Genomic DNA, 26,130 nt, shown 5'->3' on the forward strand with positions numbered 1-26,130 from the left:
GTCACACCGCCCGCGCGACGATGCACGCGACGTACGATGCGGACGAAGGCGGCGACTCGATCGCCGGCCAAGCGCCGACGTGCACGAGCTCGAAGCCCCCGCGCGAGAGCGCGATGCGGAGCTCGGGCTCGTCGAAATAGCGCACCACGTGATCCTCGCGCGCGAGCTCGCGGCCGCGATCGTCCTCGAGCGCGTAGTGCACGGTGACGGTGCGTCGAGCGGCGTCCTGGGTGGGCCGCGCGCGCCGCGTGCGCCGTCCGGCGGGCGTCTCGAGCACGAGCGCGCGTTCGACGGGTGGATCGGCGATCACGGCGGGCGCGTGCCACACGTCGGCAACCAGAAGCGCGCCTGCGCGGAGATGTCGTCGTACGTTCGTGAGCGCGCGAGCGAGCGCGTCGTCGTCGGCAAGATAGCCGAGCACCGCGAACATCATGAGCGCCGCGTCGAAGGGAGCGGCGTCGATCGCGAACGTCTCGATGTCTGCGTGCACGAAATCCACGCCGAGGACGCCGGCGTTGCGCGCTGCTGCGATCGCGAGCATCGACGCAGAACGATCGACGCCCGTCACGACGACGCCCGAGCTCGCGAGCGCGCGCGCATGGCGCCCCGTGCCGCATCCGAGATCGAGCACGCGCCGCACCGGCGTCTCGTCGAAGCGTTGGACGACGCGATGGAACGCGGCGACCTCCTCGTCGTACCGCTTGTCCGCGTAGATCGCGTCGTAGAGCTCGGCGTAGCCCGCGCGGAAGACGTTGGAGCGCCGCAGCGCCGCGCGCAGCGCGTCGCACACTCGATCGATCTCCTGCTCGCGGAGCTGCGGCGAAGAGGGAAGGAGGAGCCCGTGTCGCGTGGCGTGCTCGGTGATCGGAAATTGCGCATCGATCACGACGCCGCGATCGCGGAGCGCCGGCTGTTCGTGCATGCCCACGAAGAACCCGCGCGTCTCGATGTTCGATCGCGCGAGCACGCCACGCAGCTCGTCGCTCGCGACGCCATCGACGACCACCGCGGTCATCCACGGCACCGGTCGCGCTCGAGGGTGCGCGACCGCGAAGCGCACCTGCGGGACGTCGGCGAGCCGCGCGCGGTACGCGTCGTCGACGGCACGCTTGCGTGCGATCGTCTCCGCGACGCGCGCGAGCTGCGACAGGCCCAGCGCTGCGTTCACGCCGCTCATCCGGTAGTTGTGACCGATCTCGTCGTGGCGAAATCGATCGTCGCGTCCGAAGAACAGGCTCGCGGCGTCGCGCGCGCGCTCGATCGTGGGCGCGTCGCGGCCGAGCAGCATGCCGCCTTCGCCCGTGGTGATCGTCTTGTTCGCGTAGAAGCTGAATGCCGCGAGCTCGTCCGCGCCACCGCAGCGACGCCACGCGCCCGCCACCTGCACCTCCGCGCCGATCGCCTGGGCGGCGTCTTCGACCACCACCACGCCCGCGCTGCGCGCGTCGCGTAGCGGATCGAGATCGACCGGGTGCCCGAAGAGGTGCACCGCGAGCAGCGCTCTGGTGCGAGGTCCCACGCGCGCGAGCGCCGCGCCGATGTCGATGCACCAGGTGGTCGGGTCGACGTCGACGAGCACCGGTGTCGCACCCACTGCGAGGATCGCGCGCACGCACGAGATGATGGTCAGCGACGGACAGATCACCTCGTCGCCGGGCCCGATCCGCAGCGCGATCAGCGCGAGCTCGAGCGCTGCGGTGCCGCTGCTCACGGCCACCGCAGCGGGGGCGCCGCAGTACGCGGCGAAGCCACGCTCGAACTCCCGCACGGGTCGCGTCACGCCCGAGAGCGTGCCCGCGCGCACCGCCATCGCCACGGCTTCGGCGTCCTCGTCGGTCACGCTCGGCGCGTACACCGGGATGTGCTCGTCGTATTCGCGCATGCACCGCCTCTCAACATCTGATCCAGGGCGGCGGCGGCGACGCGAGGGCGCGCTGCGGGTCCTCCTCGTCGCGCATCACCGCGACCGCCCACTCGAGCAGCGGGCGCACGAGCTCGCGCGGCGCATCGCGCTCGCCGCGGAACGAGATCGCGTGGCGCGCGGTGCGCGCGTACGCGCGCTCTTCGTGATCGTGGGGCGCGACGAACATCGCGACGTGCACGTCGCCCGCGCGGAACCGCGCGAACGGCTCGACGCTCCACAGCGGCGTGCCCGCGCCCGCCGGCTTGAAGTACGCGGTCCAGCGGAGCTCGTCGCCGCGCAGATCGACGCCGATCGATCGACACTGCCCGCGCTCGAACGGGAGCGCGCGCGCGCTCCGTGCGTCGTCGAACCCCGGCAGCGCGGCGAGCAGCGCGTCCGCGCGATCCCGCGATCCGCCGCGCACCGCAACGAAGTACGCGCGCTCGTGCGCGGTGCCCTCGGCGAGATCCCAGCTGCGCACGACGCCGCCGTGCGCGCCGTGCGACGACGCGAGCGCGTCGAGCCAGCGTGCGCGCGCGTGGTCGCTCGATGCGTGCGCGGACTGCACGTATGCCTTGCGCTCGACGCCCCGCGCGCTCGCGTTGATCGCGACGAGGTGCGGCGGCGCGGGCAGCGCGTCGAGCGCGGGCCATCCGAGCGATGCGGGGATCGCAGCGCGCACCGGCGGCGCCGCGTCGGACGCGTTCACGTACAGCTTCGCGATCGCGTGCTCGTGGGCGACGTCCCAGCCCGCGATCAGCGGGACGCGCGCGTCGCGCGCCGCGCGGATCAGCGCGTCGACGTCGGGCGCCGGTGCGAGCGCGATCGTGCGCCAGATCGCCTCGACGATCGCGGGGCTCGCGCGTTCGATCATCATGCGCGCGCCGGAGATCGCGACGCCCGCGCCGCCGCGCACCGAGGCCTCCAGCTGGGCCCCGCGCGCGCCCGCGGCGTCCGCCGCGTCGAGGAGCGCACGTTCGAGATCCGACACGCACGGGATCGTACCCGCGGCCTCGCCGCGATGCGATGATGCGCGCATGTCGCGGCGCGCGAACGACCCCGCCGAGCTCGCGCGCGGGCTCGACGTCGAGGACCTCGCGGCGCTCGAGCGCGCGCGCGACGCCGCGTGCGCGCGGCCGATCTCGTACGTGCTCGGCAGCGGTGAGGCGGACGAGGTCGCGCTTCATGCGGGCATCAAGCCGCTGGTGCGGCAGGTCGTGCCCGACGATGCCGCGGCACCGACCCGGGCGCGGTTCGAAGCGCTCGGGCTCGCGGTGCGCGAGGCGCTCCATCGTGTCGACACCGCGACGACGCGGGGGCGCGTGCTCTTCGTCGCGCGCGATCCGCGTCGTGCCGAAGCGGCCGCCGCGATCGAGGCCGAGCCGGAGCACGACGTCGAGCTCGGGAAGCTGCTCGGATATCCGCGCTGCTGCGTCGAGGCGTACCTCGCGGCGCCCCCGCCGCGCGAGAACCTCGATGTGCTCGCGCGCGCCGCGCACGGCGTGGGGCACGCGCGCCTGAACGTGCTCGATCTCGCGGTGTTCCACTACGTCTCGTGGATCCCGTGCTCGCTCACCTGCTCGCTCTCGCTCGCGTACGCCGACGCGGTCGCGACGCACATCGCGAAGCGCCACGGACAGCTCGTGGGACGCGCCGTCACGCGCTGTCCGCCCGGATGTCGTCACGAGGTCTTCGTGCGCGAGATCGATCGCGCGCTCTCCGCGCATCGCATCGTGCTGTTCGAGGACGTGCAGCTCTCGGTGCGCGGCGCGGTCGAGCGCGACGTGGTGCGCGTGGACGCGCTCTGGCCCACGGCGCGCGATCGTCACCCCGACGCGATGCTCGACGACGCCGCGCTCGAGGCGGTCGCGCGCGTGATGGTCGCGCTCGAGGGCGCGCGCACGCTCGCGGTGCACGACGGGACGCTGTTCGCCGACGAGCGCGCGCTCGTGAGCACGCCTCGCGCTGCGCTCTATCGCTTCTCGTAGCGCAAGAGCCACTGGTTCGCGGTGCCGGGCCCGACGTCGTGCCGCTCCCGCAGCACCAGCGCGCTCGTCGCGCCCTCGATCGTGCGCGCCGCGCGATCCGCGTCGTCGTTCCGGTAGTGCTCGAAGCGCGCGGGACCGCGGTGCGCGACGTGGGTCTGGCCCCGGGTGCGCGCGAGCCCGAACGCGACGTTGTCGACGACCAGCAGCGATCCTCCGACGCGCAGCGCGTCGACCACCCGCTGCACCACGCGCGACGGGTCGGCGAGGTGGTTCCAGCTCCGCAGGATCAGCGCGTGATCGAAGGTGCGATCGACGACGAACGTCTCGCCCTCGCCGCGCACGAGCGTCGCCCACGGCCAGCGCGCGCGGAGCGCGTCGAGATCGGCGTGGGGATCGACGCCGACGTAGCGCACGCGCCCGCTCGTCGCGCGCGGCGCCCACACGTCCTCGTAGGGTCCCTCGCCGCACCCGAGATCGAGCACGTCGCCCTCGAGCGCGCGCAGCACGTCGCGCACCCGTGCGTCGTCGCGCGTGAACGGATCGTCGTCGAGCGCCGGCTCGAACATCCCGGTGCACGTGTCGCGATGCGCGCATCCGTCGCACAACGTCGAGCGACGCAGCGGGCGCAGATCACGCGCGAAGTCGTCCGGCGCGGGCTTGCGCGACACGTCGAGGTAGAGCTGCCCGAGCGCGTGTTTGGTGCGCGCGATCTCCACGTCGGCGAAGTCGCGCGTGTCGCTGCGGAAGCGCGCGACGCGATAGCCGCCCTCGCCGCGGTTCCGCACGAAGAGCTCGCGCCCGCGATCCCACGGGATGACGCCGAGCTCGCCGTCGCGCAGCGGACAGTGGGCCTCGCTCGCGTCGGTCGCGACCTGCGACTCGAACGTGTAGGTGAACGAGTTCGAGCGCGGCGCGGGCTCGGGCGCGCGGATCTCCTCGACGCCGAACTGCTCGGCGTACCCGCGGAAGAGCCCGGGGCACGGGCCGCGCTTCGGGCACCCGCCGCAGATCTCCTCGGGCTGCACGTTGAGCGCTTCGTCGACCGGGAAGAAGTCGGGCTCGCCGATGTCGCACATCGTCGCGAAGCGGTGCGTCTTGAGATCGTCGTAGAGCGGCTCGAGCCCGGGGAGCAGACAGTGCGGGATGCCGTCGTGCCCGAACGTCGGGCCGCTCGCGCCGCGCTTCGCGACCTGCTCCTGACCGTGTCGGATCGCGCGCGCGGCCCGATCGGCGACGTCGGAGACGCGTGGCGTGATCGCGTCGAACAAACGTTTCCCGCCACCCTTCGGCTGCACCATCGAGAACTTCAGGCGCAGATCGGGGTAGGGCAGCAGCGCGTCGACGAGCGGGATCAGGTGCTCGAGGTTCTGCTGGGTGACGACGCAGTTGATCGTGAGATCGAGCCCGCGCCCCGCGAGGTTCTGCACCGCGCGATACGCGGCTTCCCACGCCTCGCTGCGCACCAGCCGATCGTGAATGCGCCCCACGCCGTGCAGCGACATGTACACGTAGCGCAGGCGTCGCTCGAGCAGCGCGTCGAGCTTCTCGGGGTACGCGAGCACGAGCCCGTTGGTCACGAGCCCGACGTCCATCCCGAGGCGCGCGGTGAGCGATGCCCACTCGAGCAGCTCGCCGCGGATCGTCGGCTCGCCGCCCGAGAACACGACCATGCCGTGCCCGAGCTGCTTCGCGCGATGGATCTTCGCCACGACCTCGGCGCTCGCGCCGTCGATGTGGCGCACCTCGGCGGTGTGGCAGAAGGTGCAGTTCTCGTTGCACCCGTAGCCCACCTTCACGAGGGCCTTGCGGCCTCGCCATCCGCTCGCGATCACGCTTCCCACGACACACCCGCGGGCTTCGCGAGATCGAGCGCGAGGTGCGTCGCGTGGAGCGCCTCGAGCTCGTCGATCAGCGCTGCGCCGATGCGCGTCGGCCTCGCGTGCTCGCGCACCGTGCGGAGGCCCTCGTCGTTGCGCGCGATCACGTCGGCGAGCCGCGACTGGATGCGAACGTCGCCCGCGGCGAGCATGCGGCGATAGAGCTCGGCGACCGGCACGAACGCGTGCACCGCGAGCAGCACGCCCCAGATGGGCCGGAGATCGGGGCGCACCGGCGACCGCACCATCGTGCCCAGCGCGTTCTCGAGCAGCGCGTCGTGGTACGAGGCGAGGTTCGCCTTGTTGTGCTGGAACTCGTGCACGATCGCCTCGGCCATCGTGCGCACGTCGGGGTGCAGCGTCAGGTAACACGCGCCGACGTACTCGCGGTACGACGCCGAGAGGTGCTTCTCGGGCTCGTAGCCGACCGGCACGAGCACCATCGAGAGCGCGCGCATCTCGTCGACGAGCTCGGGGAGATGTCGCTCGACGATCGCGAGCGCCTCGCGCAGCGACGCGATCCACTCGTGCGGATCGCGACCGCCGAGCGAGAGCGCGTTGCCCTGCTTGTCGGGGTGCGCCTCGACCATCGCGAGGGGGTTCGCGTCGTAGGTGGCGAAGCGGATGCCGGGGCGCAGCGCGACGAACTGCTCCGGAGCGATCGCGTCGAGCGCGACCGTGCGCCCGTCGACGTCGATCGCGCGCGACGAGAGCGTCATCCGCGCGCCGGAAAAGATGGCACCGAGTGCCAGATTCGCGACGCGCCTCCCTCGCACTTCGTAGCGCCCCGGGAGCGCACCGCGCCGCGCGAGCTCGAGCGCCCAGGCATCGGCGGCGTCGTCGTGGCGGCCGCATCGCGCGAGCACGCTCGCGATCGGATCGGCGAGCACAGAGGCCGCGTCGTCGGGCGCGCTGCGCGCGAGATCGGCGAGGGGTCGCGCGATGCGCAGATCGCCGGTCGCCGCGTGCGCCTTGAGGAGTCGCCACGCCTCGGCGCGACGCAGCTGGAGCAGCCGGCGCGGCGGCTCGTGCTCGGGCGGGAGCACGAGCCCGGTGCTGGGCGCGTGGGCTTCGGCGGCGCTCATTCGGCGGCGATGCTGGTCTCGACGATCGGGCGCATGAGGCCGTAGCCGTGGGCGCGCACGTAGTTCACGTGCATCCCTCGGCACGTCGCGTCGTGCACGCACGTCCGACAGCGCAGCGCCTTCGTCATGTAGCCCGACTCGATGTGGCGGCGCGTGAACCGGAAGATCTCGAGCGCGCCCTCGGCGGAGAGCATCGACGCGTCGAGCGTCGCGGGCTGCGCGCGCGGCGCGCGACCGATCACGCACGCGGGCACGTCGATCACCGGCACGTCGTGGCGGAACGCGGCGAAGAACGCGGGCAGATCGACGTCCTCGCTCGCCGACTCGGTGAGCCGCTCGTGCGTCGGCTGTCGGAGCACGAGGCGCGCGGGCGGCGACGCCATCGCGAGCAGCCACGGCTGGGTGCGCGTGGTGAGCGCGACCACGACGTCGAAGCCGTGCGGCGACGCGAGCAGCGTCTCGGCGTCGGCGACGTCCTTCACGTGCACCGCGATCACGCGGCGACCGTCGAGGTGATCGCCGTCGAGCGCCGCGAGCAATCCGTCGATCGATCCGAGCTCGAGCTCGACGTCGGTCAGCGCCCGATGCGCGGCGATCGCCTCGCGAGCGCGCGCGAGGTCGGGCGCGACGATCCAGCCGCAGGTGATCGACGCGGCGCCGATGCGCTCGTCGAGCGTGCGCGGCTTCACCGCGTGGGTCTTCGCGGCGAGCGCGCCGACGATCGGCAGCGCGCGCTTCTGCGGCTTCTCGCTCTCGGCCTCGCCCTCGGCGGGACCGCCGAAGTGGATCGCGCGCTTCGCGCTCGCGGGGTCTCCGCCGAACACCACCGGCCGATTGCGCTCGGCCTCGGTGTCGATGCGCACGCGCGATACCGCGTCCGCCGCGAGGCGATCACGCTCGTCGTAGAGGTGGTTGCAGAGCTGCTCGAGGTAGCAGTAACGACAGCGACCTTCTTTTTCGCGACAGTCGAGGTCCTCGCCGGTCGCGAGCAGGCGCGCGAACTCTTCCTTTCGCCCGCGCACCTCGTCGTTGAGCTTGTAGGGGTCCTGGATGAGGTGCTCGAAGCCCTCGAGGTGCGGCGGCGGGAAGCGGTTGAGCCAGATGTGCATCCCGGGGCGCTTCGTGTACTCGAAGGCCTCGCGCAGGTACGGCTGCATCTCCTCGAGGTCGTAGAAGAGCGTGGTGCGCCCCTCGGTGAACGCGCGACCGAAGGGGACGACCTGCAGCAGATCGAACTCGTGCACGCCCCACGAGATGAAGAGATCGAGCATCTCCTTGAGGTGCTTCACGTTCGCGCGGTTGATCACGATGTCGACGTTGACGATCGGTCGACCGGTGCGATCACGCGTCGCGATCGCGCGGCGCAGCCCCGCGCTCTCCTGCTCGAACGCGCCCTTCACGCCGACGAGCGCGTCGTGGATGCGCGCGTTCGGGCCGTGGAGCGAGAACGTGATCTCGTCGAGCCCCGCGGCGATGCAGCGATCGAGGAAGTCCTGGTACTGGAAGAGCCGGCCGTTCGTGACGGTCTGGATCTTCGTGTAGCCCGCGAGCTTGCCGAGCTTGATGAAGTCGACGTAGCTCGGATGGATCGTGGGCTCGCCGCCCGAGAGGATGAGGCGCGTCGCGCCGGCCTTGCGGCCCTCGAGGATCTGCTGCTTCACCTCGTCGCGATCGCGCATGCGACCGTCGTGGGTGTCGGAGTCGAGGCAGAAGACGCAACGGTTGTTGCACTCGAAGGTGAGCCGCACCCAGTTGCGCTTCTCGTGCGCCGCTTCTTCGTGCGAGACGACCTTCTCGATCGTCTGCGGCTCGCCGAGCGCGATCCTCACGTCGGATGCAGGCACTGCCGAGGAGCTCATCGACGACGATGCTACCAGAACGCGTCGTCCGATGGCTCTCGGGGTGCTCTCGCCGGCGGCGTTCTTCGTGGGCGCGCGCAGCGTGGTCCCCATGCGTGCGCCGCGTGCTCGGGTACGCGCCGTCTCCGCGTCAGCGCGCGATTGTGGAGAGGTCCAGCCGGTAGCGCAGGTGTCCGCGCTCCTCGCAGTCGCCGCACGCGGCGAGCCGCGCGCGCACTCGCACGCACGAATCGCCTTCGCGCTCGACCGAGATCACGCGCGACCCGCACCTCGTGGCGTCGTCGGAGTAGCTCCAGTCGGAGCGCGCGATCGTGAGCCCTCGCGGCACGCAGTAGACCTGCACGTCGAGGTGGTCGGCGTCGCACGCGGCGAGCGGAGCGGACCAATAGTCGAACGCGAACCGATGCGCATGGGCGGCGAGGTCGGTGGCATCGGGAGGCGGGGCCTCGGGCCACTCCATCGCACCGCCGCGTTCGACATCGCGCGCCCGCGCGGCGGTCGTCGCGCGGGCGCGCTCGATCGTGTGGGCGTCGCCACGCTCGAGGGCGAGCGTCAGCTCGCGCAGCGCGAGGACGTAGTGCACGCCGCGGATCGCGAGATCGCGGCGCTCGCGGTCGAGCTGCTCGAGCGGCACGTCGAGCACGTCCTCGGCGTCCTCGAGACGATGCGCGAGCAGCGTCAGCACCGCGTCGGCCTCGGCGCGCACCTCGCGCGCCTGCTCGCGATCGCGCGGTGTCGTCGCGACGTGCTCGAGCGACGCGAGCAGGTGCTCGATCCACAGCAGCACGAGCCCCGGCGTGTGCGTCCCCGCCGGCACGCCGGCGATCGTCCGCGGCGGCTCGGGGCCGCCCTCGGGCGCGCGTGCCTCGAACCAGAGCGGCGTGAACGAGCGCGGAGGCGGCCCGTACACGCGACCGCGACACCACCGGAACACCGTGGCGCCCTCGCTGCCGACGAGCTCGTCGCGCCCGATGCGGACGTCGGCGCTCCAGGCGCGCGTCGCCCAGCGCAGCGCGTCGCGATCGTCGCGGTGCAGGAACAGCCCGCGGATGTCGCGCGCTGCGGGCTCGTCGGCGACGCCGGGCTCGCACTCCGCGACGAGCCCGATGATCGCGGGGCGCCGCGCACCTTCGGCCTCGCGACGCACGCCGTGCACGATCGCGCTGCGCGTCGAGCCGAGCCGAGCCGCGCAGCGCCCGATCACGTCCGGCAGGTTCGCGAGCAGGAGCGCCGCGATGAGCACCCGCGACGTGCCTGCGCTCGACGCGCTCGCCGCGAGGAGCGGCGCGAGCGTGATCGCGAGGAACGCGAAGGGAAGCAGGAGGTAATACGCCTCGAAGTACCGCGCGTTGAGCAGGAAGGGCGCCAACGAGAGCGCGGAGAGGGCGAGCCCCGTCGTGAGGTCGAAGGGTCGCAGTCCTTCTCGCCAGGGGGCGGGCCGGCCGACGAGGAGCACGCCCACCGCGAGCGCCGCGAGCAGCGTGGAGGGAACGAGCAAGTCACCCGCGATGCGCAGGTTCTCGCCGATCCGTGCGAGCCCGAGCTTGTCGAGCTCGCCCGACGCCGCTCGAGACGGATGCGCGAGCGCCAGCGGCACCGCGACCGCGAGCGCGAGCAGCAGCGCGACGACGAGCGCGCTCGCGCGCGTCTGACGATCGGCGCGCCACCACCAGAGCGCCGCGAGCGCGGGTACGGCGCTCATCACCGGGTACTTCACGAACACGCCGAGCGTCACGAGGAAGACTGCCACCGCGACGCGCGACGCGCGCATCGCGCGATCCCGCGCCGCCCCGTCGACCGCGACGAGCACGCCGAGCACGATGGCGATCGCCCAGAGCTGCTGCGCACCGACGCCCCACGACACGAGATCGCTCACGCCCGGCGCGCACACGAAGACCGCCGCGGCGATCAGGGCCTCTCCGCGCGAGAGCCCGATCCGACCGGCGAGCGCGTGCACACACGCCGCGCCCGCCGCGAGCCCTCCGGCGTTCACCGCGACGAACACCAGCCGCGAGTCGTCGAGCCACGACGCGACGCGGAATACCGCGCTCACGCTCAGGACGCGCAGGCTGTCGTCGGAGAGGAGGTCGCGCGTCCTCGCTGCGACGAGCTGGAAGAAGTCGTCCGCGCGCAGCTCGAACGTGGTGAGCACGACGACCGCCCGCAGTGCTGCAACGGCAGCGAGCGCGACGGCGAGCGGGCCCAGCGCGGTCGCGCGCTGTGACGGCCGGGAGCGCGCGCGCAGCACGAGCGCCACCGCCGCGATCCCGAGCAGCGCGGTCCACGCCGCGGCGAGCGCGAGCCCGCAGCGGGTCTCGCCCGACGGATCGAGCCACGCCTCGACCAGCGAGGGCCCGGACAGATGCGAGCGCAGCAGCGGAGGCACGGCGCGCCGCGAGGATAGACCGGACCCGCGCGATCTGCGCTCGCACCGCGCCGCGTTCTCGGCGACAATCGCAGCGGGATGTCGCGCGCCCGCACCCTGATCGTTCATCCGCCCACCACGATCGCGCGGGACTTCATCGACTATCCGTATTTCTCGGACCTCGGCGCGCTGCAGCTCGCGGCCGTGCTCGACGCGCCGGTCGTCGATGCGTTCGCGCTGCCGGGGAGCACGCTCTCGTGGCGCGCCGACGGCCGCGCGCATCTCGGCGCGAGTGTGGACGAAGTGCTCGCCGCGGTGCGCGCGAAGGGCACGTTCGACACCGTCGTCGTCGCGTACACCCCGTTCCATCGGCCTCCGCATCGCTGCGACGTGCTCGGCGCGCTGCTCGCGGGGCTCGACTGCGAGCGCATCGTGCTCGCGGACTGCTTCCAGTCGGGCCAGCACTACGTCGAGGTGCCGGGCGAGTCGGTGCTCGCGTCGTACCCCGAGGTCGCGGCCTACGTGAAGTACGAGGCCGAGCTCACGGTGCCGCGAGTCGTCGAGGAGCGCGGCCGCGGCGTGTTCCGCGGGGAGTCGCCGCGCCTCGACGAGCTCCCGCTGCCGGCGTGGGATCGCATCGATCTCGCGAGCTACTTCCGCTTCCACCAGCGTGTCGTCGCGAACCTCGGCCGTGCGGCGTGGGCCTTTCCGATCGACGGGCGCACGATCCCCGTTGTCACGTCGCGCGGCTGTCCGTTCTCGTGCGCGCACTGCAGCTCGAACCCCGAGCGCCTGCCCGGCGAGCCCAAGAAGCAGCGCCGTCCTTCGCCCGAGCGCCTCGGCGAGACGCTGCGCGCACTGAAGGAAACGACCGGTGCGACGCGGCTCTTCGTGCTCGACGAGCTGGTCAACGTGAACGAGCGCCACTTCGACGCGTTCCTCGCGTCGATGCGCGAGCTCGATCTGCGCTTCGAGCTGCCCAACGGGATGCGCGCCGACTACCTCGAGCGGCGTCACCTCGAGCTCATGAAGGGACGCGTCACGACGGTGAGCGTCAGCGCGGAGAGCGGCTCGCCGCGCGTGGTCTCCGACGTCGTCGGCAAGCAGCTCGATCTGCGCGACATCGCGCGCGTCGCCGAGGACGCGCACGCCGTCGGGGTCGAGCTGCTGATCCACTACATGATCGGCCTGCCCGGCGAGACGCGCGAGGAGATCAACGAGACGCTCGCCTTCGCGATGGACCTCTGGGATCGCTTCCGCGCGTTCCCCGCGGTGCAGTTCGCGACACCGCTCCCGGGCACGAAGCTCGCGCACGAGGTCGAGCGACGCGGTCGCGCGCTGCCGATCGTCGAGGACTGGGGCCCGGTGTTCCAGCACGGCCCGCGGAGCGAAGAAGAGCGCGCCGGCGACGTGTCGCTCGCGGTGCTGCGCGAGTTCAAGGAGACCCTCGATCGACGTCTCCGCGCGTCGAGCGGCCCCGAGAAGCTGATCGTCAACCTCACCTATGCCTGCAACAACCGCTGCACGTTCTGCGCGGTGGGCACGCGCACCCAGCTCCACGGCCACACCGAGAGCCAGCACGAGCACCTGCGCGAGTACCGCGCGCGCGGCGTGACGATGGTCGACTTCGACGGCGGCGAGCCCACGCTCCACCCCGATCTGATCACGACGGTCCGCTACGCGCGATCGATCGGCTACGAGCGCGTCAACGTCACGACCAACGGCCGCATGGCGTTCTACGAGGGCTTCGCGAAGAAGCTCGTGCGCTCGGGGCTCACCTCGCTGCTCTTCAGCGTGCACGGGCCCGACGCCCAGTCGCACGCGCAGCAGGTCGGCGTCGCCGAGGCGTTCGAGCAGACGACCGGTGGGATCCGCAACTGCGTCGCGCACGCGCCGCCCGGCGTCGAGCTCGGGATGAACGTCACGCTCACGAAGTCGAACACCGACAAGCTCGAGCAGCTCGCGCAGCTCGCGTGGGACCTCGGGCTGCGGTGGATCAACATCCAGTTCCTCACGCCGTTCGGGCGCGCGACGCGGATGATCGCGCCGGACACGCAGTACGCGGCGGACGTGACGCGCGGCGTCATCGAGCGGTGGCGCGATCGCATGAAGGTGCAGGTCATCAACCTGCCGTTCTGCTTCCTGCCCGGGCTCGAGGCGCACCTCGAGGGCGATCTGCTCAAGCTCGCGCGGCACATGATCTTCGTGAACAACGAGGACGTGAACCTCGCGCAGTACCTCGCCGAGCGCCGGGTGCGGAAGCCGGTGTGCGAGGGCTGCACGCGCGCGGTCTTCTGCGGTGGGTTCTACGAGCTCGACAAGGTGCCCGAGCCGCCGTGGCTCGTGAGCGTCGACGATCTCGTGAAGAAGAAGCCCGCGAGCATCGACGCCGCGGAGTGAGATCGGTCGCGCGCGCACGGGTGTGTTAGACACGTCGTGTGGCGCCGCCGGTGTTCGAGCACTGGGCCGTCGTGGGGCTCGCGGCGGACGTCGCGGGCGCGGTGCGGGTCACGCTCCAGCACACGACGCGTGGCGAGCGGGTCGTGCTGCGGCTCGCGAGGGACCCCGACGATCCACACGCGCGCGGCAGCACGCGGACGCGCGCCGGCGCCCTGCACGCGGAGCACGACACGTCGAGCGCACGCGAGGCGCTCGCGGCGGTGATCGCGGACGAGGCGCGCTGGAGCGCGATGATCACGCGGAACTTCCCGCACACGCTGCTCTTCGACGCGGCGGTGGAACCGCGCCGGCTCGAAGCCGCGTTGGAGCGTGCCTCGCCCGAGCCCGTGCGTGCCCCGATGGACGGCGACTTGTCCGCGCTGCTCGCGGATCGGCGGCTCGTGTTCGGCGAGACGGTGTACGCCGTCGAGTCGGTGCAGGGGAGCGACGAGGCGACGGGTCTCCTGCGCGACGCGGCGCGCATCGTTCTCGTGGACGAGACGGGCGCTCGCGTGTCGGTGTCGGCGGCGCCGGTGTGGTCGAGCCCGAACGCGTTCGTGGTGGTCGGGCCGGTCGCGCTCTCGCTCGAGGGGCTCTCCGGGTCGCTGCGGCTCTCGGTCGCGCGCGCGGTCGGAGCGCTCGCGCTGGTCCTCGCGCTCGCGGTGCGATCGGGCTTCGCGCCGGCGCTCGTCGCTCCGCACGACGACGTCGATCGACCGCTCGTGATCGACGTGCGGTCGGAGTGCCACCAACAGTGCTCGTTCTGCACGGTGAAGCTCCAGCGGGGCCCCTCCGACGGCGGCGCCGAAGAGGTCGCGCGCTGGCGCGAGACGATGCGCCTCGCGCGTGCGCAGGGCGTGCGATCGGTGCAGCTCGACGGGATCGATCCCATGCGCCACTCGGGCATCTTCGAGCTCGTTCGGAGCGCGCGAGAGCTCGGCTTCGAGCGGCTGGTGATCGCGGGGCCCGGTCGTGTGCTCGCCGACCGGCCGACGCGAGACGCGGTGTTCGACGAGGGACCCGCGAGCACGTCGGTGCTCGTGGCGATCTACGGCGTGCGCGCCGAGACCCACGACGCGGTGACCGGCGCGCCGGGCTCGTTCGACGAAGCGCGCGCCGCGCTCGATGCGATCGTGCGCGAGCGCGGGCGCGAGAGTGTCGTCGTCGGCACGGTCGCGACGGCGCGGAACGTCGAGGAGATCGGCGCGATCGTGGCCGACGCGCTGGAGCGGACCGACACCGTGTGGATGCGGATGCCGTACCCGCGTGACGACCGCGAGCGACATGCGCGCGACGGGTTCGCGCGCAGCGCGGTGCGCGAGACGGACGTCGTCGAGCACTTCGCGCGCGCGATCGTCGCGGCACCACCCCACGTGCAGCGCCGGGCGCTCGCCGTGCTCGCGACGGCGATCTCGCACCCGTGCGTGCTCCGGCGCGCAGCGCCGATGGTGGGCGATGCCCTCGTGGACGACGTCGTCGCGGCGACGAGCCCACGGCTCCACGGCGTGTCCTCGGCGAGCGCACGCGGCGGCACGCACCTGCACCTCGCGGAGGGCCCGGCGATCGTGCCGTGCCGCCACGCGCGCACCTGCGTGTGGGCCCCGCGCTGTAGCCAGGCGCAGCTCGCCGCCTACGTCGACCGCTTCGGCGACGACGAGCTGCGCCCCGGGTGATCAGCCGACCGGGCGGAGCTCGCTCGCGCCGTGCAGCTCGACGTAGCCGCGACGGATCCCGTAGCAGCGCGACGCGAGGGAGCACCGCGCGCACGTGTCGGTCTTCACGAACTCGCCCGCGTCGAACCCCGGCGGCACCTCGGAGAGCTCGAAGTAGCGATCGAGCGAGCGCGGCACGAGACAGAGCGGGACGCCGCACATCGACTCGAAGCCGCCGATCTCGACGCCGCGCGACTCCGCGAGCGCGACCGCGTCGGCGAGCACGGGCAGCACGTCCGCGTAGCGCGGCACGAGCGCGTGCTCGCGCGGCACGACGTCGGTCGAGGGCGCGACGAACGACACGTTCGCGAACACGCGCGGCCAGCGATCCGCGATCAGCGCGACCCACGCCGGGAGCTCGTGCAGGTTCGCCTGGCAGATCACGAAGTTGAGCGTGACGTTGGTGCCGAGCGCGACGAGCTGATCGACGCCGCGCACGGTCTTCTCGAACGTGCCGGGCGCCTGCGTGACCAGGTCGGACACCGCGGCGGTCGCGCCGTGGAGCGAGACGAACGCCTCGTCGATCCCAGCGTCGACGAGCGCGCGCGCGAGCGCGGGATCGGCGAGACGGATCGCGTTCGTCTGGAGCAACACCGGGAGCTTCGAGAGCGACTTCGCGAGCCGCACGTAGCGCACGAGCTCGGGGTGCAGCGTGGGCTCGCCGCCCGAGAGCGTGACCTTCTTCCCGCTGGTCGCGGCGTCGCGGATCGCGCGCTCGATCGCGTCGCTCTCGGCCGCGGGAAGGTGCGTCGACACGAAGCAGAAGCGGCACGCCTGGTTGCACTGGAACACGACGCGCACGAGCGCCTCGTCGACGTCGCCGTGCACCGGATCGAGGTAGCGGTTCGGCGTGACGAGCTCGCGCGCGACCTGCTCCTCGACCGTCGAGATCAGCGAGAGCCGACGCCGCGCGCGATCGGTCGTCACCGGCGTCATCGAGGGCGCGCCCGTGCGATCGAGCACCTCGCGCGGGATGCCCGCGCACCGATCGCGCACCACGCACGTCTCGCACGCGGCGAGGTGCACGTGATCGCGCCGCACCGACGCGCCGGGCGTGAGCGAGTAGAGGTGCGCGACGCGCGGATCGCGGCCGTGCACGCAGGGCGGCGGACCGCTGCCCGGCGCGAGCTTGAGCGCGACGCCCGCCTGTCGCGCGCGCATCTCGACGGCGCGCACCACGCGCCCGGCGGTGTCGTAGTCGAGCAGCTCGCTCGCGTCGGGCGCGCTGGTCGGGACCGTGAGCAGCAGCGTCCGCACGCGTTCGCCGAAGCGCTCGCGCACGAACGCGGGCAGCTCGGGCAAGCGCGCCGCGGTGCTGCGGATCACCGCGGCCTGCACGTCGACGCGCACGCCCGCGGCGAGCAGCGCGTCGATGCCGCGCACCGTCGCCTCGAAGCCGCCGGGGTCGCGTGTCACGGCATCGAGCCACGGGCCGTCGCCCGCGAGGTTCACCAGCGCGCGCTCGAGGCCCGCCTCGCGCAGCTCGCTCGCGCGCGTCGCGTCGATCACGGTCGCGTTGGTCTCGAGCGCCACGCGCTCCGCGCCCGCGTGCCGCGCCGCGGTGATCAGCGACGCGAGATCGCGACGCAGCGCGGGCTCACCGCCGCTCAGCACGACCTCGCGCGCGCCCGCCGCTCTCACGGCGTCGACGCGCGCGATGACCGCGCTCGCGCGCACGAACGCGGGGTCGTCGGTCGTCCGGCGCGCGTTGCAGTACGTGCAGTTCTGGTTGCACCGGAGGTGTGTCTGGACCTGCTCACTGCGCACGGCGGCTCACGATTCTACGGGATCGGCGCGACCGCGCGTGCGCCGAAGAGCGCGTAACGCTTCGTGACGTCGACCGCGAACGGCTCGCGCGAGCGCGGCGCGAGGTGCGCGCGCGCGAACGGCGAAGGTGCGCCGAGCACCAGATCGAACCCGTCGTCCGAGGGCTCCACCGCGACCAGCGTCAGCCCGAAGCGCGGCAGCGGCTGCGGCAGCGCCGGCGGACCCACCAGCGCGCGCGCGATGGCGACCCGTCGCTCGTGCGCCGCGTCGTCGGCGTTCGGAGGATCGCGGAACGAGGCCATGCGCGAGCAGCACGTTCGCCCGGCGATCCGCGTCGCGTCAACACGCGTGACACCGTGGCGATCGCTTCGCGCGGGCGCTGACGCGTTGGCACCACCGCGCCGACGCGACCACGCGATGCGCGGGATCTCGCGCTGGCACCGCGCGTGCTCGGGCCGCGTCGCACCCGAGGAGGTCGTCGTGAGCACGCTCGAGTCACCCCCCGATCCCACGCGCGACGAGGACGCGCTGCGCGCGCTGCTGCATCGCTGGCTGTTCGAGCACGACCCGGTCTACCTGCTCAGCGCGATGCTCGTGCTCGCCGGGCTGTGGCTCGTCTCGCGCGACATGGCGGAGGTCGCCGCGCTCGGTGGGCTCGGCGTCGGGATGATCGCCGAGCTCTACGCGCTGGCGCTGATCGGCGGCGCGGCGTTCCTGTGGCGCCGCCACGAGCGACGCGCCGCGGTGATGCTCGCGCTGCTCGCCGCGATCTATCAGTGCGATCCGACGCTGCAGGTCGAGCTCTTCTCGTTCGTCGGGCCGATCGGGATCGCCGCGTCGGGCGGGTGGATCGTGCTCTTCGTGGTGAAGCTCGTCGCGCTCGCGCGGGCGCTCGAGCTGCGCGTCTCGCGCTCCGCGCTGATCGTGCCGGTGATCGGCGCGCTCGGCCTCGCGCTGCTGCCGCAGCTCTTCCGCGGGAGCGCGCTCGAGCTCCGCACGTCGCTCACGATGCTCTGGCTCTTCGCCCTCGGCGCGGCGGCGCTCTGGACCTCGCGAAGGATCGAGAGCGTGCGCGGGCTCGACGTGCGCGGACGTCGCGCGCTCACCGGCACCTGGGCGCTCTGGGCCGCGGGCGCGCTCGCGCACGTGACGTACTGGTGCGCGGAGCTCCGCGTGTCGCCGGGCGCGCTCGTCGCCGCCGCGACGCTCCTCGCGACGCGCTGGGCACCGCGTGAGCGCGAGGTGTGGGGCATCGCCGGCGCGGCGCTCGCCGGGACGATGCTGATCGCGCCGTCGCAGACGTGGTGCGTCGCGCTGATGGTCGCGTGCGTGCTCGTGCTGCGCGCGTGGCGCGCGCCGGACGCGCGCGTCGAGCTCGTGCGCGCGCCGCGCCCGCCCTATCGCAGCATCGACGAGCAGGACGTGCACGAGCTCGCGGTCGGCTTCGCGCCGGCGCCGCAGATCGCGCGCAGGAGGCTGCTCGTCGGCGCGCTCGCGAGCGTGTACCTCGCGCTCTGGACCTTCGATCATCACGTCCGCGGGCTTCCGCCGCACGAGCTCGTCCTCGACGTCGCGCTCGCGGTGTTGTGCGTGATCGCGGCGCGGCGCTGGCGCGCCTGGACCCCGCTCGCGCCGATCGCGCTGACGTCGGCGCACGCGGCAGTGGAGCGCGGGTGGCTGGTCGCGCCGCGCGGCTCGTTCGAGTGGGGCGCGGCGTCGATCGCGCTCGGGTTCGCCCTGCTCGCGGCCGGTCTCGCCCAGGCGGCGCGCCGCGCGCGCGGTCTCGCACCGCCCGGGTGATCGTGATGGTGGTGCCCGCGGTTCTCGGCCTATCATCGCGGGCGTCGTGGCGTCGAAGATCGCAGTGCTGGATCTGCGTGCGCGATCCGACGTGTTCCTCGGGGATCGCGGGCTCTCGCGCATCGCGGAGCGCCTCGAGCGCGCGGGGCACGAGGTCGCGCGGCTCGACGCGACCTGGCCCGCCGACGCCGCGCAGCGGGGCGCGTTCCTCGAGTCGCTCGCGCGCGACGTCGGAGGGCGCGCGCTCGACGCGCTGGTGGTCGAGCGCGCGTGGGACGCCGAGACGCTCGACGTGCTGCGCGGTGCGCTCGGTGGCGGCAAGCTGGTGCGCCTCGCGGGCGGTGTGCGCGCCGCCCTCGACGATCGGTTCGACGCGGTCGTCGACGAGAACGGCCTGCGCGCGCTGCTCGCGGGCGACGTGGTGCCCGAGCCGGCGCGGCCGCCCTCGAGCGCGAAGGAGATCCGCGCGCTCCGTGTGCTCGCGCACGACGAGATCGAGCCCGAGCACGCCGGGGCGCTCCCCGCGATCCGCGGCCCGGCCGTCGGCTGCCCGTACCTCGTGGACGCGGCGAAGCAGGCCCCGTTCGCGAAGCTCGCGCTCGACCGCGAGAAGGTGCAGACGCGCGGCTGCACGTTCTGCCTCGACAACACCGGCGCCTACGCGGCGGTGAACGGGGACGAAACGGTGACACGCTGGCTCGCGCAGCTGCGCACGCTGCGCGCGTCGCGGCCCGACGGACGCCTCGAGGTGCTGCTCGTCGACGAGCGCCCGCACCCGCACCTGCCGCAGCTGTTCCGCGCGGTCGCCGCCGAGGGCGCGCTCGGCGCGATCGAGCTCTTGATCAAGAGCCGCGTCGACTGGCTGCTCGAGCACGAGGCCGAGCTCGCGGAGGCGTGCACGATCGCCGAGACGAGCGGGAGCGTGGTGCACGTCTATCTCGTCGGGTTCGAGAGCTTCGATCCCGACACGCTCGTGCTCTTCAACAAGGGCACGAGCGCCGAGGACAACGTGCGCGCGATCGCGCTGCTGCGCGATCTCGCGGCGCGCTTCCCGCGCAGCTTCGAGCACCGGCGGCTGCGCGCGCACGGGTTCGTCGCGTTCACGCCGTGGACCACGCCCGAGGCGCTGCTCACCAACGCGCGGAGGATGCGCGAGGTCGGGTTCGACGAGCTGCGCGCCGACGCGGCGCGCACGCGCCTGCGGCTCTATCCGCGCACGCCGCTGCACGCGCTCGCCGAGGCCGATGGGCTGCTCACGCCCTCGTTCGACGCGACGCGTGGTGATCGCGCGGCCGAGCAGGGCTACGACGCGAGCTTCGCGTGGCGCTTCGCCGATCCGCGCGTCGAGGCGATCTTCGCGATCTGCGAGGCGCTGCGCGAGCGATGGCGCACGCTGCCCGACGCCGATCGGCTCGAGCTCGCGACGCGCTTCGTGCTGCGGTGGCCGGGCCTCGCGAGCGTGCCCGACGTCGCGCACCTGCCCCTCGTCCACGTGCTCGACGCGTGGGACCTCGATCCGCGCACGCTCTCGTCGACGCTCGGTGCGGCGGCGATCGTCGATCTCGAGCTCGAGCGGCTCGTCGCGGGCCACAAGCGCGGGCTCCTGAAAGAAGGTGTCGCGGCGCGCGACGTGGACGGCCTGATCCGCGCGTATCGCGCGACGGGCCTCGTGGCCGCGGTGGTCGAGACCCACGACATCGACGCGAGCGGGAGCAAGCACCTCGAAGGTCGCTCGCACGCGATCGTCGCGGTCGCGCGCACCGATGACGATCTCGCGGAGATCGTCGCGCTGCAGCGCGCCCGCGACACCCGCGCGATGGGCGCGCGGATGGGCTATCCGACGTGCTGCGTCGAGGCGTTCCTCGCGCAGCCGGACCGCCGCGACAACGTCGAGAACGAGCGCGCGACGCTGCGTCGCACCGGAGCGCGCGCGATCGACGCGCGCGTCGTGCGCACCGGGCCGGTGCGACTGCTCTCGCACCACCCGTGCAGCGGCGACTGCGCGGCGTCGATCGCGATCGCGGAGCAAGCGCTCCAGCATCTCGCGGCGATCGATCCGCGCGGTGCGAGGTGGGCTCGCGAGACCCTCGCACGTCCGTCGCTCTTCCTCGATCACGCGCGCTCCGCGCTGCTCGAGGGTGCGTGGCGCGGCGATCGCTTCGAGGTGCGCGCGATCGACGACGTGCCGCGACGCTCGCTCGGCGTGCGTCACGACGACGTCGTCGCGATCGAGCTCGCGCGTGATCGCGTGGTGCTCATCGACGCGCGCGGTGATCGCACGGCGATCGCGGCGTCGTCGCCGCTGCTGATAGTGCCCGGCGAGCCGCTCGCGCTCGCGGCGCGCGCGGTGATCGCGCCGTCGCTCCCGGTCGCGCTGTCGACGCGCCCGAAGTGGCTCGAGCTCACGCCCGACTACCGCTGCAACCAGCGCTGTCTCGGGTGCGGCGTGATGAACGAAGGCGGCCCCTCGCTCTCCTCGCGCGATCTCGTGAGCGCGATGATCGACGGACGCCGACAGGGCATCGAGCAGCTGTGGATCGGCGGGGGCGAGCCCACGCTGCGACGTGACCTGCTGCCGCTGGTGCGCGAGGCGCGCGCGCGGGGCTACACGCGGGTGCGTCTCCAGACGAACGCCGCGATGCTCGCGTATCCCGAGGTCGCGCGCCGTCTCGCGGACGCGGGCGTCACCGAGATCGCGGTCTCGATCAAGGGCGCCGACGCGCTCACCCACGACCGCTTCGCGCGCACCGAGGGCGCGTTCGAGCTGCTGTGTCGCGGCATCGAGCACGCGCGCGCCGTCGGGCTCGAGGTCGAGGGCGACGTGCTGGTCTATCGCTCGACCACCCCGACGATCCCCGACGTCGTGCGCGTCTTCTCGGCGCGCGGCGTGGCGCGCTTCCGCCTCTGGATGATGGCGCCCGACGCGTCCGATCCCGCCGCGCTCGCAGAGGAGCCGCGCATCGCCGACGTCGCGCGCGCGGTCCACGACGCGCTGGCACACGGCGAGGTCGTCTCGCTGCACACGCCGCCGTGTGCGCTCGACGACGGCGACGCGCGCGCGCGCTTCTTCGCGCCCGAGCTCGGCCTGCTGGTCCACGACGCGACGGGCCGACGCTTCCGCCTCGAGCGCTCGGAGATCGAGGGCGGCGCGTTCGCGCCGCGTTGCGACGGATGCGCGCTCCGCGCGCGCTGCAACGGCGTGCGCGCGTCGTACCTGTCACGACACGGCGAGGCGGAGCTGCGACCGAGGCGCGGGTAATCGGTCCGGTGGTACCCTCGCGTTCGTCGCCCGCGACCGGCGGAGGAGGACGCATGGACGATCGTCTCGACGAGATCCTCGATCGGCTCCGCGAGCTCGATCATCGCCTCGCCACGCTCGAGGGGCGTCGTGGGCATCACGAGCCGCGCTGCCACGCGTGCGGCGCGCCGCGCGGCGGACACCGCGGGCGTCACCGCGAGCACGAGCGCCGCGGCGGCGGCGACTTCGACGAGAAGCGCGTGATCGACACGATCGTGCGGCTGGTGTGCGAGAACGTCGCGCCGATCGTCGAGGACGTCGTCGCGCGCGAGCTCGATCGACGCCTCTCGCGTCGCGAGCCCTGAACGAACGATGTACGTCGCGTGCTTCGAGATCCGGCGGAAGCCCTCGGACGTCGTGCTCGCCGAGCTGCGCGCGCGCATCGCCGGCGCGGTGTCGCGAGGCGCGCGCACCATCGTGATCTCGGGGGAGGGCGCGACCGAGGGCGTCACGCGGGTCGCCGATGCGGCGCGCGGCGCGTCGCACGTCGATCTCGTGATCGACGAGGGCGCGTCGGTCGCGCCGTCGTCGCTCGGCGCGCTCGTCGAAGTGGGGGTGACGCGGCTCGTGCTGAGGGTGCTGCGTCGTGATCCGCGCGCGATGATCGAGCTCGCGCGCGCGTGGCGAGCGCTCGGTCGAGACGTCGTCGTGCAGCTCCCGATCGAGCCCGGCGCGCCCTCGGCCCAGCAGCGCCTCGCCTGGCTGCGCCGCGCCGCGCCCGAGCTCGATCGCGTCGAGCTCGCGCCGCGCGCGATCGGCACCGCGATCGCCGACGACGTCGCGCGGGCCGAGGCCGACGCGCGCAAGGCGAAGATCGAGCTCTCGCTCGCGAACGATCACCCGCTGCCGCCCTGTCTCGTGGAGCTCGCGCCGCACGCGCGCCGCCTGCTCGCACCGCGCTTCCGCGACGTGCTCCCCGGCCGTCCCGGCGCCGAGGCCGCCCGTCGCAACGACGCCCACGAGGCGTGCGGGACGTGCGCGCTCGCCGAGCTCTGCACGATCACGAGCGCGGAGCTCGAGCGCCTCGCGGGCGACACGATCACGCCGCGCCCGATCGCCGACGCGACGCCCTATGCGCGTCCCGGTCGCAACGCCGGCAAGCGCCTGCGCGTGCTCGGCGCGAACGACGTGAAGACGTTCTTCCACGTCGACTACGACTACGCGCCGATCGGTGACGGCGCGGCGCACGAGCGCCCGACGAGCCGCATCGGGCTCGTCTATCGCTGCAACCAGACGTGCACGTTCTGCGAGCTCGCCGACATGGACGTCGATCTCTCGAAGGACGACGTACGCGCCGCGCTCGATGCCGCGCGCGCCCGCGGATCGACGCGCGTGATCCTCACCGGCGGCGAGCCGACGCTGAGCCGTGACCTCGTCGATCACGTGCGCTACGCGCGCTCGATCGGGTTCGAGGAGATCGAGCTGCAGACCAACGCGGTGCTCCTCGACAAGCCGGGCGCCGCGCGCGCGCTCGCCGATGCGGGCCTCACCAGCGCGCAGGTGTCGCTGCACGGGCCCGACTCCGCGATCAGCGATCGCCTCACCGCCGCGCCCGGCACCCACGCGCGCACGCTGCGCGGCGTCGACGCGCTGCTCGAGGCCGGCGTGCGCGTGCTGCTCAACCACCTGATCTTCGTCGACAACGCGCCGCTGCTGCTCGACTTCGTCGACCTCGTCGTGACGCGATGGAGCGCGCGTCGCGATCGCCTCGTCGTGCAGTTCCACTCGCCGCGCAACGAGTTCGCGACGCGCGAGGAAGGCCTGCGCCACGTGCCGCGCTACTCCGACTACGCGACGCGCTTGCGCGCGGCGATCGATCGCGCGCGCGCCGCGGGCCTGAACGTACGCGATCTGCAGGATCCGACGGGCATTCCGTCGCTCTGCGTGCTCGGCGCGGACGCGAGCTACCTCGGGACCATCACCGCGCAGCGCACGCTCCCGCGTTATCACGCGTGGGAGTCGGACTGGCTCACGCGCGTCGCCGCGTGCGAGCCTTGCGCGATGCGCGACGCGTGCATGGGTGTGCCGAAGCACTACCTCGCGCTCCACGGTGACGCGGAGTTCCGGCCTTTCACGGAGGGCACGTAGTGCATCGCCTGGCCGTGATGCCGCGCTGCGCGACGCCGTGCGCTGCGTGTGATGCGTGCGCGCCGACGGGTCGCCCCGCGACGCTCGTCGAGGCGCGACGGCTGCTCGACCACGACGAGGTCCTCCTCGGCGGCGGCGACGCGACGGCGTGGCCCGCGCTCGATGCCTTCCTCGCCGAGGCGCGCGGACACCGCGTGTGGCTCGAGGCGCCCGCCGCGTCGCTGACCCACGAGCGACTCCGCGCGCTGCGCGACGCGGGCGTGCACGGCGTGCTCGTGCAGATCGAGGGCGTGGGCGAGAAGCTCCTGCGCGCGATGCGCGCCGGCGACGGAGAGCGCGTCATCGCCGACGCCGAAGCGCTCGGCCTCGAGACGCAGGCGCGCGTCATCGCGCGCCCGGCGACGTTCCCGATGGTCGCGCCGCTCGCGATGCGCCTCGCGCCGCGCGTGGTGTGGCTCGAGCTCGTGCGACGCGACTGGGGCAAGCCCGAGATCGAAGCATCGCCGTCGTCGATCGCGCGGCTCTTGCTCGCGTGCCCGAACGTGAGCTTCTCGGGCCATCGTGCGCTCGACCGCGGCTATCTCCCGCCGTGCACGCTGCCGAGCGTGTGGGCCGCGCGACCGACCGCGTTCCGCACCACGCTGAAGGACGGAGCGCGCGACACTCCGAACACCACGCTCCCCGCGTGCGGCGAGTGCGCGCTGCGCAGCTCGTGTCGCTTCGCCGATCGCGGCGCGCTGTCCGATGACGACGCGGGCGCGGCCGAGGCGATCCGCGACGCGGTGCTGCCCTGGACGCGCATGCGCACGACGCAGCAGCAGGTCCCCGCGGCGATCACGAGCAAGCGCCGCGGCCCCGACGTGATCTGCACCACGCCGTGGACGACGATGGAGGTCGTCGATCCCAACGGGCTCGTCCGGCAGTGCTGCTCGACGTGGACGATCGGCGATCGCGGCAACGTCCACCACGCGTCGCTCGGCGCGATCTGGAACGGCCCGGGGTACCAGCTCGCGCGGCGGCAGATGATCGGCAGCGATCACGGCGCGCTCTGCCATCCGATCTGCTCGCGCCTGCACGATCGCAAGTACGACGAGCAGGCGTTCCGCATCCAGACCGGCAGCGAGGCGTTCGTCGCGAACCAGCTGCAGATCGCCGACGACATCGCGGAGCGCCGCGAGGTCGTGCGCAGCAAGCCGCTGCGCCTCGCGATCTGCCCGAGCACGTACTGCAACTACGACTGCATCATGTGCGACCTCGGTCGCACGCCACGGCGCGAGCTCCCGGAGTCGATCTGGGAAGAGCTGCCCGAGCTCCTGCCGACGCTGCAGACGCTGACGATGCTCGGCGGCGAGCCGCTCGCGAATCCGTCGACCATGCGTTTTCTGCGCGAATTCGACGTCGCGAAGTATCCCGACTGCGCGATCGACTTCGTCACCAACGGCTCGCTCCTCACCGAGCCCGTGCTCGCGCGCATGCAGCGCTGCACGCTCGGCGACGTGACGATCAGCCTCAACGCCGGCACGCCCGACGTGTACGAGCGCGTGCAGCGCGGCGTCGAGATGTCACGCGTGCTCGAGAACCTCGACGCGCTGATCCGATTCAGGGGTCGACACCACCGGTGGTTCGGCATCACGGTGAGCTTCGTGGTCCAGCCCGCGTCCGCCCACACGCTCGTGCAGTTCGGGGAGATCGCGCACGCGCGCAACCTCCGCATCCGGCTGATGGCGCTGAACCCCGAGAACCACGAGGGCCTCGACTTCTATCCCGACGGCGACGCGGTCGCGAAGGTGCTGCGCGAGGTGGACGTGTTCGAGCAGTGGGCCCGCCGGGTGCGCCCCGAGTGGCTCTCCGAGATCCGCGCGACGCGCGCCGCGGTCGCGGCCGAGGCAGCGTCGCGCGTCCGCACGAGCGTGCCCAGCGGCGCACGTCGTCTGCCCGTGGTGGCGTGA

At 72.9% G+C, this 26,130-nt stretch carries 16 protein-coding genes; 8 read left to right on the forward strand and 8 right to left on the reverse strand.

Going from position 1 to position 26,130, the window contains the following annotated elements; genetic code table 11:
• Window position 1: 1 nt before the first annotated feature.
• Both DB32_RS01785 and DB32_RS01790 read right to left on the reverse strand, forming a co-directional pair.
• Window positions 2-1,882, reverse strand: a complete 1,881-nt coding sequence (locus DB32_RS01785) for a DegT/DnrJ/EryC1/StrS family aminotransferase (protein WP_053230679.1) — start codon at window positions 1,880-1,882, stop codon at window positions 2-4.
• A 10-nt stretch (window positions 1,883-1,892) separates the two neighbouring features.
• Window positions 1,893-2,894 (reverse strand): hypothetical protein, encoded by a 1,002-nt coding sequence (locus tag DB32_RS01790; RefSeq protein WP_157068602.1) that lies wholly within the window; start codon window positions 2,892-2,894, stop codon window positions 1,893-1,895.
• A gap of 46 nt (window positions 2,895-2,940) precedes the next feature.
• Between DB32_RS01790 and DB32_RS01795 the strand changes: the two genes are divergently transcribed.
• Window positions 2,941-3,891, forward strand: a complete 951-nt coding sequence (locus DB32_RS01795) for a DUF483 domain-containing protein (RefSeq protein ID WP_053230681.1) — start codon at window positions 2,941-2,943, stop codon at window positions 3,889-3,891.
• On the opposite strand, the gene DB32_RS01800 is transcribed toward DB32_RS01795, so the two are convergent.
• The 4 genes from DB32_RS01800 to DB32_RS49365 all read right to left on the reverse strand — a co-directional run bounded on the left by DB32_RS01800 (window position 3,876) and on the right by DB32_RS49365 (window position 11,359).
• Entirely contained in the window at window positions 3,876-5,732 is a 1,857-nt protein-coding gene (locus DB32_RS01800) for a radical SAM protein (protein WP_053230682.1), read from the reverse strand. The genes DB32_RS01795 and DB32_RS01800 overlap by 16 nt on opposite strands.
• Window positions 5,720-6,853 carry an aKG-HExxH-type peptide beta-hydroxylase gene (locus DB32_RS01805; RefSeq protein WP_053230683.1) on the reverse strand — a complete coding sequence of 378 codons (1,134 nt, stop codon included), beginning with the start codon at window positions 6,851-6,853 and terminating at the stop codon, window positions 5,720-5,722. Before DB32_RS01805 ends, DB32_RS01800 begins: the two co-directional genes overlap by 13 nt.
• Complete coding sequence (locus DB32_RS48980; protein WP_083457082.1) at window positions 6,850-8,712, reverse strand: radical SAM protein; 1,863 nt, start codon at window positions 8,710-8,712, stop codon at window positions 6,850-6,852. Before DB32_RS48980 ends, DB32_RS01805 begins: the two co-directional genes overlap by 4 nt.
• A 130-nt stretch (window positions 8,713-8,842) precedes the next feature.
• Window positions 8,843-11,359 (reverse strand): hypothetical protein, encoded by a 2,517-nt coding sequence (locus DB32_RS49365; protein ID WP_240481146.1) that lies wholly within the window; start codon window positions 11,357-11,359, stop codon window positions 8,843-8,845.
• Here DB32_RS49365 and DB32_RS01820 point away from each other — a divergent pair.
• Both DB32_RS01820 and DB32_RS01825 read left to right on the forward strand, forming a co-directional pair.
• Window positions 11,282-13,477: a radical SAM protein gene (locus DB32_RS01820; RefSeq protein ID WP_240481147.1), complete on the forward strand. Its 2,196-nt coding sequence runs from the start codon at window positions 11,282-11,284 to the stop codon at window positions 13,475-13,477. The genes DB32_RS49365 and DB32_RS01820 overlap by 78 nt on opposite strands.
• A gap of 38 nt (window positions 13,478-13,515) precedes the next feature.
• Complete coding sequence (locus DB32_RS01825) at window positions 13,516-15,189, forward strand: radical SAM protein (protein ID WP_053230687.1); 1,674 nt, start codon at window positions 13,516-13,518, stop codon at window positions 15,187-15,189.
• Here the strand turns inward: DB32_RS01825 and DB32_RS01830 are convergent, their stop codons facing one another.
• Both DB32_RS01830 and DB32_RS01835 read right to left on the reverse strand, forming a co-directional pair.
• Complete coding sequence (locus tag DB32_RS01830; RefSeq protein ID WP_053230688.1) at window positions 15,190-16,995, reverse strand: radical SAM protein; 1,806 nt, start codon at window positions 16,993-16,995, stop codon at window positions 15,190-15,192. It lies immediately after the preceding gene.
• A 14-nt stretch (window positions 16,996-17,009) separates the two neighbouring features.
• Window positions 17,010-17,297: a hypothetical protein gene (locus DB32_RS01835; protein ID WP_053230689.1), complete on the reverse strand. Its 288-nt coding sequence runs from the start codon at window positions 17,295-17,297 to the stop codon at window positions 17,010-17,012.
• 178 nt (window positions 17,298-17,475) lie between these two features.
• Here DB32_RS01835 and DB32_RS01840 point away from each other — a divergent pair, with 178 nt between their 5' ends.
• Genes DB32_RS01840 through DB32_RS01860 form a run of 5 tightly spaced genes read left to right on the forward strand, consistent with a single transcriptional unit; the run spans window position 17,476 to window position 26,130 of the window.
• Window positions 17,476-18,795: a hypothetical protein gene (locus DB32_RS01840; protein ID WP_157068603.1), complete on the forward strand. Its 1,320-nt coding sequence runs from the start codon at window positions 17,476-17,478 to the stop codon at window positions 18,793-18,795.
• Between the two features lie 46 nt (window positions 18,796-18,841).
• The gene (locus DB32_RS01845) at window positions 18,842-22,054 is read left to right on the forward strand and encodes a radical SAM protein (RefSeq protein WP_053230691.1); all 3,213 of its coding nucleotides are present in this window, start codon (window positions 18,842-18,844) and stop codon (window positions 22,052-22,054) included.
• A 53-nt stretch (window positions 22,055-22,107) separates the two neighbouring features.
• Window positions 22,108-22,398, forward strand: coding sequence for a hypothetical protein (locus DB32_RS01850; protein ID WP_053230692.1), 291 nt, complete (start codon window positions 22,108-22,110; stop codon window positions 22,396-22,398).
• 7 nt (window positions 22,399-22,405) lie between these two features.
• Window positions 22,406-24,181 (forward strand): radical SAM protein, encoded by a 1,776-nt coding sequence (locus DB32_RS01855; RefSeq protein ID WP_053230693.1) that lies wholly within the window; start codon window positions 22,406-22,408, stop codon window positions 24,179-24,181.
• Complete coding sequence (locus DB32_RS01860; RefSeq protein ID WP_053230694.1) at window positions 24,181-26,130, forward strand: radical SAM protein; 1,950 nt, start codon at window positions 24,181-24,183, stop codon at window positions 26,128-26,130. The genes DB32_RS01855 and DB32_RS01860 overlap by 1 nt, the downstream gene beginning before the upstream one ends.

This window comes from Sandaracinus amylolyticus (genome assembly GCF_000737325.1).
GTDB lineage: Bacteria > Myxococcota_A > Polyangia > Polyangiales > Sandaracinaceae > Sandaracinus > Sandaracinus amylolyticus.